The organism is Pseudomonas sp. B14(2022) (assembly GCF_012030485.1).
GTDB lineage: Bacteria > Pseudomonadota > Gammaproteobacteria > Pseudomonadales > Pseudomonadaceae > Aquipseudomonas.
Genome location: NZ_JAAUVM010000003.1, coordinates 98,914 through 111,677 on the forward strand (window position 1 = coordinate 98,914; position 12,764 = coordinate 111,677).

The 12,764-nt window shown below is 59.5% G+C and carries 12 protein-coding genes and 2 pseudogenes; 7 read left to right on the forward strand and 7 right to left on the reverse strand.

The annotated features are described in order from the left end of the window. Position 1 precedes the first annotated feature (1 nt). Together HCF10_RS06270 and HCF10_RS06275 are read left to right on the forward strand one after the other, a co-directional pair. The gene (locus HCF10_RS06270) at positions 2-1,411 is read left to right on the forward strand and encodes an MFS transporter (protein WP_167655090.1); all 1,410 of its coding nucleotides are present in this window, start codon (positions 2-4) and stop codon (positions 1,409-1,411) included. Positions 1,412-1,544: 133 nt separating this feature from the next. After that, a complete protein-coding gene (locus HCF10_RS06275; protein WP_131697842.1) occupies positions 1,545-2,045 on the forward strand; it encodes a hypothetical protein in 501 nt (166 codons plus the stop codon). Between the two features lie 452 nt (positions 2,046-2,497). Here HCF10_RS06275 and HCF10_RS31940 read toward each other — a convergent pair. Both HCF10_RS31940 and HCF10_RS06285 read right to left on the reverse strand, forming a co-directional pair. Next, positions 2,498-2,566: pseudogene (locus HCF10_RS31940) on the reverse strand (hypothetical protein); the annotation flags it as partial. 41 nt (positions 2,567-2,607) lie between these two features. Next, on the reverse strand, positions 2,608-3,477 hold the full coding sequence (locus tag HCF10_RS06285; RefSeq protein WP_145337893.1) for a LysR family transcriptional regulator: 870 nt from the start codon (positions 3,475-3,477) through the stop codon (positions 2,608-2,610). A gap of 96 nt (positions 3,478-3,573) precedes the next feature. Here HCF10_RS06285 and gstA point away from each other — a divergent pair, with 96 nt between their 5' ends. The 3 genes and pseudogenes from gstA to HCF10_RS06300 form a co-directional block, all read left to right on the forward strand. Further along, positions 3,574-4,176 carry a glutathione transferase GstA gene (gene gstA, locus HCF10_RS06290; protein ID WP_131697844.1) on the forward strand — a complete coding sequence of 201 codons (603 nt, stop codon included), beginning with the start codon at positions 3,574-3,576 and terminating at the stop codon, positions 4,174-4,176. A 353-nt stretch (positions 4,177-4,529) separates the two neighbouring features. After that, positions 4,530-5,018, forward strand: coding sequence for a GNAT family N-acetyltransferase (locus tag HCF10_RS06295; RefSeq protein ID WP_237683063.1), 489 nt, complete (start codon positions 4,530-4,532; stop codon positions 5,016-5,018). After that, positions 4,936-5,172: pseudogene (locus HCF10_RS06300) on the forward strand (methyltransferase); the annotation flags it as partial. The gene HCF10_RS06295 and the pseudogene HCF10_RS06300, both read left to right, overlap by 83 nt. Positions 5,173-5,253: 81 nt before the next feature. Here the strand turns inward: HCF10_RS06300 and def are convergent. From def to HCF10_RS06315, 3 genes are all read right to left on the reverse strand, one after another. Next, positions 5,254-5,793, reverse strand: coding sequence for a peptide deformylase (gene def, locus HCF10_RS06305; RefSeq protein ID WP_131697845.1), 540 nt, complete (start codon positions 5,791-5,793; stop codon positions 5,254-5,256). A 3-nt stretch (positions 5,794-5,796) separates the two neighbouring features. After that, the gene (locus HCF10_RS06310; RefSeq protein ID WP_131697846.1) at positions 5,797-6,741 is read right to left on the reverse strand and encodes a YihY/virulence factor BrkB family protein; all 945 of its coding nucleotides are present in this window, start codon (positions 6,739-6,741) and stop codon (positions 5,797-5,799) included. Positions 6,742-6,923: 182 nt separating this feature from the next. Beyond that, positions 6,924-7,109 (reverse strand): CsbD family protein, encoded by a 186-nt coding sequence (locus HCF10_RS06315; protein WP_131697847.1) that lies wholly within the window; start codon positions 7,107-7,109, stop codon positions 6,924-6,926. Positions 7,110-7,308: 199 nt separating this feature from the next. On the opposite strand from HCF10_RS06315, the gene HCF10_RS06320 reads away from it, so the two are divergent. Next, the gene (locus HCF10_RS06320) at positions 7,309-7,686 is read left to right on the forward strand and encodes a hypothetical protein (protein ID WP_167655091.1); all 378 of its coding nucleotides are present in this window, start codon (positions 7,309-7,311) and stop codon (positions 7,684-7,686) included. 68 nt (positions 7,687-7,754) lie between these two features. Here HCF10_RS06320 and fadD1 read toward each other — a convergent pair whose 3' ends face one another. Both fadD1 and fadD2 read right to left on the reverse strand, forming a co-directional pair. Beyond that, the gene (gene fadD1, locus HCF10_RS06325) at positions 7,755-9,446 is read right to left on the reverse strand and encodes a long-chain-fatty-acid--CoA ligase FadD1 (RefSeq protein WP_167655092.1); all 1,692 of its coding nucleotides are present in this window, start codon (positions 9,444-9,446) and stop codon (positions 7,755-7,757) included. Between the two features lie 413 nt (positions 9,447-9,859). Next, positions 9,860-11,548 (reverse strand): long-chain-fatty-acid--CoA ligase FadD2, encoded by a 1,689-nt coding sequence (gene fadD2 / locus HCF10_RS06330; RefSeq protein ID WP_145337886.1) that lies wholly within the window; start codon positions 11,546-11,548, stop codon positions 9,860-9,862. Positions 11,549-11,770: 222 nt separating this feature from the next. On the opposite strand from fadD2, the gene HCF10_RS06335 reads away from it, so the two are divergent. Further along, positions 11,771-12,715 (forward strand): alpha/beta hydrolase, encoded by a 945-nt coding sequence (locus tag HCF10_RS06335; RefSeq protein ID WP_167655093.1) that lies wholly within the window; start codon positions 11,771-11,773, stop codon positions 12,713-12,715. Positions 12,716-12,764 lie beyond the last annotated feature (49 nt).

The following is a 12,764-nucleotide window of genomic DNA, read 5'->3' on the forward strand; positions in this document are numbered from 1 at the left end:
CATGCCTGCACTCCCCGCTACAGACGGCATCGACCCGATCCGCGCCGCCCATATCAGCGCGCGTATCGACCGCCTGCCCGCCGTCGCCACGGTCTGGCGCCTGGTGGCGCTGCTGTCGATCGGCGGTTTTTTCGAGCTGTATGACTTGTTCCAGACCGCCTACATCAGCCCCGGCCTGATCAGTGACGGGATTTTCCACACCGGCAGCGAGGGCGTGTTTGGCTTCTCGGACCAGGCGGCATTCGCCTCGGCGACCTTCCTCGGCCTGTTCCTCGGCGCCAGCCTGCTCAGCCCCATCGCCGACCGCTTCGGACGCCGGGCGATTTTTACCTTCGCGCTGATCTGGTACACCGTCGCCACGGTGTTGATGGGCATTCAGACGTCCGCGCTGGGCATTATCTGCATGCGTTTCCTGGTGGGCATCGGCCTGGGTATCGAGCTGGTGACCATCGACGCCTATCTGTCTGAACTGGTGCCCAAGCGCATGCGCAGTTCAGCGTTTGCCTTTGCGTTTTTCATCCAGTTCCTGTCGGTGCCGGCCGTGGCGTTGATGTCGTGGTGGCTGGTGCCCCAGGCCCCGTTCGGGGTCTCGGGTTGGCGCTGGGTGGTGCTTAGCAGTGCGGTGTTTGCGCTGTTTATCTGGCAACTGCGCAAGCGCCTGCCGGAGTCACCGCGCTGGCTGGCGCAGAAAGGCCGCTTCGAAGAAGCCGGTACGATCATGGACAGCCTTGAGGCGCGCTGCCGGAAAGACCACGGCAAACCGCTGGATGAACCCGAACCCGAAGCGGTCAGTGTGCAAGGCAGCGGCCGTTTTGCCGACATCTGGCAACCGCCATACCGCCGCCGCGCGTTGATGCTGATTGTGTTCCATGTGTTCCAGGCCATCGGCTTTTTTGGTTTCGGCAACTGGCTGCCGGCGTTGCTCTCGGGGCAAGGCGTCAGCGTGACCCACAGCTTGCTGTACGCCTTTATCATCACCCTCGCCTACCCGCTGGGGCCGTTGCTGTTCGTGAAGGTGGCCAACCGCTTTGAAAACAAATGGCAGATTGTCGGCTCGGCCATGGGCGCGGTGATCTTCGGCAGCCTGTTCGCCCTGCAGACCACGGCGGTGGGGCTGGTGATCTGCGGGGTGATGATCACCTTCTGCAACGCCTGGCTGAGCTTCAGTTACCACTCCTACCAGAGCGAGCTGTTCCCGACCAATATCCGCGCGCGGGCGGTGGGGTTCTGCTATTCATTCAGCCGCTTGTCGACGGTGTTCAGCAGCCTGTTGATCGGTTTTATCCTCGAACACCTGGGCACACCCGGTGTGCTGGCGTTTATTGCCAGCAGCATGCTGATCGTGATGATCACCATCAGTTGGTTCGGCCCGCGTACGCGCAACCTGGCCTTGGAAAATATCGCCCATTGACGGCAACGGTTGGCCGCCTGCGGGACAATGTTTGCCGCGGCGGCCAGGCCAAATCCAGTAAAACCGGGGTTATCGGACCCGGCATGTTATTTGCTCCCGCTATGGCACCGAACATTTTCCCAGGTGACCGATCATGCTGGTTAACAACAACACCCAAGCCGTGTCGACCATTCAAAAGATCACGCGGCCCGACATGGACCCTGCCAACGCCGCCGCCAGCACGCTGTACAGCGGTGCCCTGCAAGCGGCGCAGCAAAGCGTGACCCTGCCGGCCGCGCAGAAGGATCTGGACAAGGCGAGCGATCGCATCGACGAAGCTTTCGCCAAGACCCGCGTGCAGTTGCAGGCCAGCACTGCGGCTACCACGGCGACGACGGATGTACCCGCCACCAGCTCCGCCCGTGCAGACTTCACCGATTACATGAGCAAAACCCCGGCCGAGCGAATCCGTGAGCAATTGCTCAAGGAGCAGGGGTTGACCGAGGCGGATGTGCAGAACATGTCGCAGGAAAAGCAGGACGCCATTTCCAAGCAAGTGGCTGAGCGCTTGAAGCAACAGCAAGAGCAGCAGGTGGCGGCGAAGACCACTGAGCCGCAGGCGCAGACAGTGAAAGAAACCCTGGCGGCGATCTAACAGGCACCGCTGATCAAATGTGGAAGGCCCCACTACCTCTTCAACGTAGCGCTGTCGCGCAGCAAACTGGAACCTCTGTGGCGAGCGGGCTTGTCCCGCGTTGGGGTGCGAAGCAGCCCCTGATGAAGACGAATGCAGTGTATCAGGCACTCTTCTGCGCCTGGTTTTGGGGCTGCTGCGCAGCCCAACGCGGGCGGTGCGACGATTCGACAAGCCCGCTCGCCACAAGAATGCCGTCGACTGAAATTGCTTATGCAAGACTCAAGACTTTAGGGTGAAATTTTAACCCTTTAAAATCAGTCAGTTATTTCAAGTTTGATAAGAGCTGGCTCGCTCCCACATTGATCGGGTTATCAAAGTGGAAATCTGTTTACCGCAGTTGCAATGTCGAATTGAAATGCCCGATCGCATCCACCACATGCCGTGGTTTTACTTGCGCACACCTCCACATTTTCCACCGTCGCCTGGCTGGTACGTGCAGCGAGGCTGCACACTTCATCGGCCACTACCGCAAACCCACGCCAGCGTGAGCATAGACACAGCTTGCCGTGAGGCAATGCCACTAATCAGCCAGCATTTTCAACAAGGCACTGCTGGCGGCCGAAGGGGGACGGGTGGGTGAACCGACCAAGGCAAACTCGCGGTGCAGCGGCACCGTCAACGGCATTACGCGCAGACCATTACGTTGAACCGGCAGGGCCATTTCCGGTACCAGCGTGACGCCGACGCCCTCACGCACCAGGCTAAACGCGCTGTTCCATTCGCGCACTTCCACGCGGATATCGCTCAGGCTCAGCCCCGCCGCGGCTCCCAGGCTACGGGCATTGGCAGTGCAACCACCGGTGGCGAGGACGAAGGGTTGTGCGAGCAATTCCTCAAGCGACACCGTGGCATCAACCGAGCGTTGCGCCAACGTATGGTTCGCGGGCAGCACCGCCAGCCACAAGTCCCGCCCCAACACCGTGGCGTTGCGCTCGGGCCGGGGGTTGAGCACCACGCCCAGGTCGATCAGGTCGGCATCGAGCAGGGTGAGTACTTCGTTGTCGGTGACATCCAGGGTGGTGACCTCGATGCCGGGGTACAACTGACGGAAACGTTGCAACAGCGGTGTCAGAAACGTTGCCAGCACCTTGGGGAAACTGGCGATACGAAGACTTCCACGCAGCATCGGGCGCGCTTCATCCACAGTGCTGCGAATGGTCTGCAACGCACCCAGCATCACCCGTGCCTGCTCGATCACACTCAACCCCAGGGCAGTGGGCAACGTCTTGCGTGGTTCGCGGGTGAACAGTTGCGCGCCCAGGGTTGCCTCCATGCTGGCCATGGCCTGGCTGGCGGCGGATTGGGTCATGCCCACGCATTCGGCGGCAGCGGTAATGCTGCCCTGATCGGCCACAGCCACCAGCAGGCGCCAGTGCATCAGGTTCATCATGGCAGTCGCTGTCCTTATGGCAGGGGTCTGAAGGTTTAATTTTACGCACGGTGCCATGCCCGTGAGACTGACGCAAATCCTACGGAGTTGCCCACGATGAAGCTGTATTTTTCGCCGAACGCCTGTTCCCTCGCGCCGCATATCGTGCTGCGCGAATTGGCGTTGCCGTTCGAGTTGGTACGGGTCGACAACCAGGCCAAAACCACTGCCGATGGCCAGGACTACCTTCAGATCAACCCCAAGGGCTACGTCGCTGCGCTGCAACTGGATAACGGCCAGGTGCTGACCGAAGCCAGCGCGATCCTGCAATACCTGGCCGACCTGAAACCCGCAGCGGGCCTGGCCCCGGCCAATGACAGCTGGGCGCGCGTGCGCTTGCAGGAATGGCTGAATTTTATTGCCACGGAAATTCATGGAGGCCTGGCGGTGTTCTTCAACGGTGCGATCCAGGGTGACGTGCGGGCGATGTTCCTGGCTACGTTGTACAAGCGTTTGGCAGTTCTGGTGCAGACCCTGCAGAGCCAGGATTATCTGTTGGGCGGGCAGTATTCGGTGGCGGATGCGTACTTGTTTGTGGTGCTGCGCTGGGCGGCGTTTCACCACATTGATCTGCAACAGTGGCCGGCGCTGGTGGCGTTTATGCAGCGGGTAGGCGAGCGGCCAGCGGTCATCGCCGCGTTGGCCGCCGAAAACCCATAAGCTGAAATGCAACGGAGTGCAGGAACCGCCGACGCCGTGAATTGTTGGGCATCGGCAACTCAGAGCAGGTATTTCCTGCCCTGTGCCGTGACGCGGGAAAATCTTGCAGATCGTTTGGTTCTAAGCGTGTAACTCAGTGACCGAACAGGCCTGTCTCGGTTTTCTTGGCTTTCTTGTCCGCGCGTTTTTCATCGGCGGTTTTTGCCGGTTTCTTCTTCGCGGCTTTCTTTGAATCCATACCTTTGGCCATGATGCATGCTCCACTTACAGGGGATGTAACACTGGGTATACCACCTATTGCCGCACAGAAGGCGCTTATAATCCCCGGCCCTTGATTATGTCGGCCAAACACCATGCCCGAACTGCACATCGAACCCCTGGCTGAGCCGCTGTGGCCGCTGCTGAACAAGTTTTATCGCAGCCATCACTCACCGATGAAGGCGCTCAAGGGCGGGCGTTTGTGGGTAGCGCGCGACAGCGGGATTGTCGCAGGTCTGTGCCTGACGCCCGTGGTCAGCGGACAGTGGTTGACCGGCGTGTTTGTCGACCCGGCGTATCGCGGCCAAGGGTTGGCGGGGCGATTGATAGCTGCGGCGGCGGCCGAGGTGCAAGGCACCCTGTGGTTGTTGTGCCATCCGGACCTGGAGGGTTTGTATCAGCGCATGGGTTTCACCCAGGACACGCTATTGCCGCAATCGCTTAGCGAGCGGCTGGTGCGCTACAAGCGCAACAAACCGATGATCGCGATGGGCTTAGATCGTCAAGGACAGCGGTTACCTGACCACCGCCCAGGTGGTGAAACTGGCCACCGATGCGGGGTTCAAGCTGGTTGGCCAGAGTGAGGTCAACGCCAACCCGAAGGACACCAAGGATTATCCCGCTGGTGTGTGGACGTTGACGCCGACGTTGAAGTTGGGGGAGCAGGATAAGGCCAAGTATGTGGCGATTGGCGAGTCGGACCGGATGACGTTGCGGTTCGTCAAACCGGCCAAATAACCTGGCCTCAAATGCAAATCAAATGTGGGAGGGGCGGTGCGACTTGCCCCCTCCCACATTTTGATCTCAGCGTGTCTGCGATTACTCGTCAGCCGCAGGGTCCATGTCGGGAAACATCACGTCAATGAACCCGAACTTGCTGAAGTCGGTAATCCGCGAAGGGTACAGCCGGCCGATCAGGTGGTCGCATTCATGCTGCACCACCCGCGCGTGGAAGCCATCGGCGAAACGTACGATCGGCTCACCCTTCGGATCAAAACCCTCGTAGCGAATCTGCTGGTAACGGTCCACCGCGCCACGCAGTCCGGGCACCGACAGGCAGCCTTCATAGCCTTCTTCCAACACCGGACTGAGCGGCGTGATCAATGGGTTGATCAGGATGGTCTGCGGCACCGGCGGCGCATCCGGGTAGCGCTCGCTGGCTTCGAACCCAAAGATCACCAGTTGCAGGTCGACGCCAATCTGCGGGGCGGCCAGGCCGACGCCGCCCACGTGCTCCATGGTCTGGAACATGTCGTCGATCAATTGCCACAGCTCGGGGCTGTCGAACATTTCCGGCGGTACCGGCGGGGCGATACGCAGCAGGCGCTCATCGCCCATTTTCAGGATTTCACGGATCATCGATCAGACTTCGTCGGTAGTGGGTTTGGAGTGGTCGCGGCCGAGGCCGGAGACGTGTTGTTTTTCCTGCGGGGGCTCGTCGAAATCCTTCGCGCCGGGTTCCTTGCCTTCGGCCGACATATGCTCGATCACGGCGTTCATCTCCGCCCCCAGCAGCAGCACGGCGGCGGAAATATAGAAGTACAGAAGCAGCACGATGATCGCACCGATGCTGCCATACATGGCGTTGTAGTCGGCAAAGGTTTTGACGTAGTAGCCAAAACCAAGAGAGGCGACGATCCACACCACCACCGCGAGCACCGAACCCGGGGTGATAAAGCGAAACTTCTGCTCGACGTCCGGCATCACGTAATACATGAGGGCCACGGCGAACATCAGCAGGATCACAATCAGCGGCCATCGCACGATGGTCCACAGGGTGACCACGAACTCCTGCATGCCAATCTGGCCAGCCAGCCATTCCATCACCTGTGGGCCGAGCACCATCAGCGCGGCGGCGGCCAGCAGCATGCCGGCGATGCCCACGGTGTAGAAAATCGACAACGGAAAACGCTTCCAGATCGGCCGGCCTTCCACCACGTCGTACGCAGCGTTCATGGCGCTCATCATCAGGCGCACGCCAGCGGAGGCGGTCCACAGGGCAATCACGATACCCACCGAGAGCAAGCCGCCCTTGGATTGCTGCAACTGGTCGATCACCGGGTTGACCTGCTCCAGGGCCTGGGGCGGCAACACCAGCTCCGACTGCAGGCGCAGCCAGGTGAAAAAGTCCGGCAGGTGCAGGAAACCGATCAGGGCGATAAGGAACAGCAAGAAGGGAAACAACGAGAACAGCATCTGGTAGGCCAGTGCCGAGGCATAGGTGGACATCTCGTCATCGACGAATTCCTTGACGGTACGCACCAGCACCTTGTGCAGCTTGAGACCATCGAGAACCGGAAAGATCATAGCGTCTCCTTTCGCCGCAAAGAGGGTAAGTTCGTGGGCGACTCAGGGGCCGTTTTCTACATCAAAGTAGCCCATTTGGCGACTTTGAAACAATTTCGAAACTTTAGTTGCAACACATGACATAAAAACGGCCATCCGTGGATGGCCGCAAGACTGGGCAATTGCCGTCAGCCGGGTCAGGACTATTTGGTCGCTTTCTTGACCGCGTCCTTGGTGTCGCCAACCGCTTTTTGAACTTCGCCTTTCTTTTCTTGAATGACGCCTTCAGCGCGCAGCTTGTCGTTGTCAGTGGCTTTGCCGACGCCCTGCTTGATATTGCCGACGGCTTCATTCGCCAAGCCTTTTGCCTTATCCGATGTGCTACTCATGGTATCTCTCCTGGGAACAATCAAGGATTTTGGTCATTACGTAGAGGTTGACCCGAGGCCGTTCGGCAGAGTTTCAATTATTTTTCAGTGCGCATTTCATCACCAGCCGCAGGTTTGGCTTTATGTTTTGCAGCCAACCCACGAGAATGCCCGGCAGATTCAGGCTCTAACGCTGAATAACAGATCCCGTAGGAAGGTTATGAAACTCAATAAAGCACAGGCCATCGCCCGCAGAAACCAGGAACTGGGTGGTGCCGTACTCGGCGTCAACAACTGCCACTTCACCGACCTGGACCGCAAACGCAACATCTGGTGGTTCGATCTGCCGGTGGGTCGTATTGCCGTCGGCCAGTACGAGTGGATTCACCTGTTGATGCACAACGCCGAGACCGACCAACTGCTGCACCTGAAGGTGCCGACAGCGTTCCTGCGTGAAAAGCTCGAAGGGCTGGTGGTGCGCAATGCGGGCAAGCGCAAGCCGGAAATTACCCTGGAGCTGAGTGCGGACAAGGATTCGTTCTTGAAGGATGTGCGGCCGGCGGGTGCGGGAATCAGATTCGCGCAGTTCGCCGTGTAAGCACCGGATTTAAAGGCGGGAGGGGGCAAGTCGAATCGTCGCACCGCCCCTCCCACCTTTGGACTGCGTTACTTTTTAAGACCGAGTTTCTTCAACTCTTCATCACGCAATTCGCGGCGCAGGATCTTGCCCACGTTGGTGGTCGGCAACGCATCGCGGAATTCCACGGCCTTTGGCACCTTGTAGCCGGTGACATTGGCGCGCATATGCTCCATCACCTGTTCCTTGGTGAGGGTGGCACCCGGCTTGACCACGATAAAGAGCTTGATGTGTTCCCCGGATTTTTCATCCGGCACACCGATGGCCGCGCACTGCAGCACGCCCGGCAGGCCCGCCAGCACGTCTTCCAGCTCGTTGGGGTACACGTTGAAGCCGGAGACCAGGATCATGTCCTTCTTGCGATCGACGATACGCATATAGCCATCCGGCTGGATGATCGCGATGTCGCCGGTCTTCAGCCAGCCGTCGCTGTCGAGCATCTCGGCAGTGGCGTCTTCGCGCTGCCAGTAGCCCTTCATCACCTGCGGGCCCTTGACGCACAGTTCTCCGACTTCACCCAGGGCCAGTTCGACACCGTCGTCGGTGATGACCTTGCACAGGGTGGACGGCACCGGAATGCCGATGGTACCGATCTGGATATGCTGGATCGGGTTCACCGTGGCCACCGGACTGGTTTCGGTCATGCCGTAGCCTTCGCAGATGCCGCAACCGGTCACGGCTTTCCAACGCTCGGCCGCCGCCAGTTGCAGGGCCATGCCGCCCGACAGGGTGACCTTCAGCGCGGAGAAGTCCAGCTTGCGGAAGGCTTCGTTGTTGCACAGCGCCACGAACAGGGTATTCAGGCCGACAAAGCCGCTGAACTTCCACTTCGACAGTTCCTTGACCATCGCCGGCAGGTCGCGCGGGTTGCTGATAAGGATGTTGTGGTTGCCGATCAGCATCATCGCCATGCAATGAAAGGTGAACGCATAGATGTGGTACAGCGGCAGCGGCGTGATCAGGATCTCGCAACCTTCATGGAGGTTGGAGCCCATCAGCGCCTTGCATTGCAACATGTTGGCGACCAGGTTGCGGTGGGTGAGCATCGCGCCCTTGGCCACACCGGTGGTGCCACCGGTGTATTGCAATACAGCCACATCGCTGCTGGCCGGGCAGACTTCGTTGACCGCTTGCCCCTGGCCCTTGGCGAGTACGTCGTTGAACTTGATCGCCTTGGGCAAGTGATAGGCCGGAACCATTTTCTTCACGTACTTGATGACGCTGTTGATCAGCAGGCGCTTGAGCGGCGGCAACAGGTCGGCGACTTCGGTGACGATCACATGCTTGACGGCGGTCTTGGGTACGACCTTTTCCGCCAGGTGGGCCATGTTGGCCAGGCAAACCAGCGCCTTGGCGCCGGAATCATTGAATTGGTGTTCCATTTCCCGCGCGGTGTACAGCGGGTTGGTGTTGACCACGATCAGGCCGGCACGGATGGCACCGAACACGGCGACCGGGTATTGCAGGACGTTGGGCAACTGCACGGCAATTCGATCGCCGGGCTTCAAGTCGGTATGCTGTTGCAGGTACGCGGCGAAGGCGCCGGACAGTTCGTACAATTCACCATAGGTGAGTGTCTTGCCCAGGTTGCTGAAAGCCGGTTTGTTGGCGAAGCGCTGGCAGGACTGCTTCAATACCGCCTGAATATTCGGATACTCGTCTGGATTGATTTCTGCAGCAATCCCGGCGGGGTACTTATCCTTCCAAAAGTCTTCGTGCATGGAAGCCCACTCCTCAGCGACGCGAATTCATCATCGCATTTGATGCGATTATTATTGGTGTATGTTTTTTTTGGTGAATCTGGCGCTTTCAAGCAGGCCTAGACGTCACAAAGCGCGCCGAGAGTAGCAGCTTTGCCAAGGGCCGCCTAGAGCCAAAGGAGGGCCCTACAGTCATAATCATGACTGTCCTACAATATTTGGTCACACTTTAAACGGAAGTAAAAAACCTACATGAAAGGCTCTGGAATAAGGCCTTCAGGATGACACACGACAAATGTGGGAGGGGCGGTGCGACAATTCAGCTAGCCCCAATAACGGTGGTTCAGTCTATATATCGGGTGACTGATTCTCCGCTATCGAGGGCAAGCCGAATCGTCGCACCGCCCCTCCCACATTTTTTACCGCATTTCACATCAGGCGATGTCGCGTAGCTCCCTGCGCAGGATCTTCCCTACCGGCGTCATCGGCAACGAGTCGCGCAACACAATGTGCTTGGGCACCTTGTACCCCGTGAAGTTGGTCTTGCAGTACGCCTTCAACTCCTCAAGGCTCACCCCTTCCGCACGCGCCACCACAAACAGCTTCACCGCCTCCCCCGTGCGCTCGTCCGGCACGCCGATCACCGCGCAGTTGGCCACCGCCGGGTGGGCCATTACCACGTCTTCGATCTCGTTGGGGTACACATTGAAACCCGAGACGATGATCAAATCCTTCTTGCGGTCGACAATGCGCACAAACCCATCGTCGTCGATCACCGCGATGTCACCGGTCTTCAGCCAACCTTCGGCGTCCAGAGCCTCAGCGGTGGCGGCCGGTTGCTGCCAGTAGCCCTTCATCACCTGCGGGCCCTTGATGCACAACTCGCCGCGCTCGCCCAGGGGCAGCTCGGTGCCTTCGTCATCAATCACCTTCATCGCCGTGGCGGGCACCGGGATACCCACGGTACCCAGCCGTGATTTGTTGCCGTAGGGATTGGTGCTGGCGACCGGCGAGGTTTCCGTGAGGCCGTAGCCCTCGCCGATCGAGCAGCCGGTGATTTGCTCCCAGCGTTCGGCCGTGGCCTTGATCAGTGCCGTGCCACCGGAGTTGGTGAGCTTGAGGTGGGAGAAATCCAGGTTCTTGAAGTCCGGGTGGTCCATCAGCGCCACAAACAACGTGTTGAGCCCCAGCAACCCGGTAAAGCGCCACTTTTTCAGCTCTTTGATAAACCCACCGATGTCCCGCGGGTTGGTGATCAGCACGTTGTGATTACCCGAGACCATCATGCACATGCAGTTCGCGGTGAAGGCATAGATGTGGTACAGCGGCAGCGGCGCGATCATCACTTCCTGCCCTTCCTTGATCAGTGGGTGGCCGTCATCGCCGGTCTGGGACATGCAGGCGCGCACCTGTTGCATGTTCGCCACCAGGTTGCCATGGGTGAGCATCGCGCCCTTGGCCAGGCCGGTGGTGCCGCCTGTGTATTGCAGCACGGCGATATCGTCCAGGTTCACCGGGTGGCGCGTCACGCCGAGGCCCGCGCCCATCCGCAAGGCGCGCTTGAACGACACCGCACGCGGCAACTGGTAGGCCGGGACCATCTTCTTGACCTTGTCGACCACGGTGTTGACCAGCCAGCCCTTGGCGGCGGGCAGGAAATCGCCCATCTTGGCTTCGATCAGGTAGTCGATCTCGGTGTCGGTGCATACCTCCTGCACCCGCGAACCAAACAGGTTGAGGTAGACCAGGGCACGCACGCCGGCGTCCTTGAACTGGTGGCGCATCTCGCGCGGGGTGTACAGCGGGTTGGTGTTGACCACGATCAACCCGGCACGCAGTGCGCCGAACACGGCAATCGGGTAATGCAGCACGTTGGGCATCTGCACGGCGATGCGCTCGCCGGGCTTGAGGTCGGTATGCTGCTGCAGGTAGCCGGCGAACGCCGCACTCTGGCGCTCAAGCTCGGCGTAGGTCAGGGTGATACCCATGTTGCTGAATGCCGGACGGTCGGCAAAGGCCTTGCACGAGCGCTCGAAGACTTCGATCACCGACTTGTAGGCCGAGAGGTCGATGTCGTTAGGAACGCCCGCCGCGCGTTTGTCATTCCAGAAATCAGGTTGCATTATTCTTGTCCTCTTACCTGAATGTGTCCGGCCGCTTTTGTACTGCTTATAAAAAGCGGAGCTTTGGGGACGTTAGCAGCTATGGCCAAACAGGCAAATACAGGAAGGAGCGTCATTTATTGCGTGAATCTTCCTACAGGGGCCTGCGCTGATCAGACGCTTCCCGCGGGATGAGCTATACACTGCAACGTCCCTGTGCAGACCTTGAGAAAAGGAACCGCCATGAATCACAGCACCTTCTGGCTGACCGCGAATGACCACAGCCGCCTGTACGTCAATCAATGGCTGCCCGATGCTGCGCCCAAGGCGCTGCTCATGCTGTCCCACGGCATGGCCGAACACAGTGGTCGGTACGCGCGCCTGGCCGATGCCTTGTGTGGCGCAGGCTTCGGCCTGTATGCGCCGGACCAGCGCGGCCATGGCCGCACCGCCGACGAGGGCACCTTGGGGCTCTACGCCGAGAAAGATGGCTGGAACAAAGTGGTGGGCGACCTGGCCAGCCTCAACCAGCACATCGGCCAGCAACAACCGGGGCTGCCGATCATTTTGCTGGGCCACAGCATGGGCAGCTACATCGCCCAGGCCTACCTGCTGCACCACAGCGCCAGCCTCAACGGGGCGATTCTCAGTGGTTCGAATTTCCAGCCCGTGGCGCTCTACCGCGCCGCACGGCTGATCGCACGCGCCGAACGTCTGCGCCAGGGTGTGCGTGGGCGCAGTGCGCTGATCGAGTTCCTGTCATTCGGCTCATTCAACAAGGCGTTCAAACCCAATCGCACGGCGTTCGATTGGCTCAGTCGCGACCCGGTTGAAGTCGACAAGTACATCAATGACCCACTCTGCGGTTTCCGCTGCACCAACCAGTTGTGGATCGACCTGCTCGGTGGCTTGCAGCAAATCAGCAAAGCGTCCAATCTCGTGCAGATCGATCCGGGCCTGCCCATCCTGGTGATGGGCGGCGAATGTGATCCGGTGAGTGAGGGCAAGCGTCTCAAAAGCCTGGCCGATGCCCTGCGCGAAGCCGGCTGCCAGAACCTGCAACTGAATATCTACCCGCAGGCGCGTCATGAAGTGTTCAACGAAACCAACCGCGATGAAGTCACGGCAGACGTACTGGCGTGGCTCGACCAGGTCATGACCTTGCACAGGCCGGCCCGCTGCGAATAAATTTTGTTTAAAATCAGATAGTTAAATTACCGATTAGCCACAGGATGCA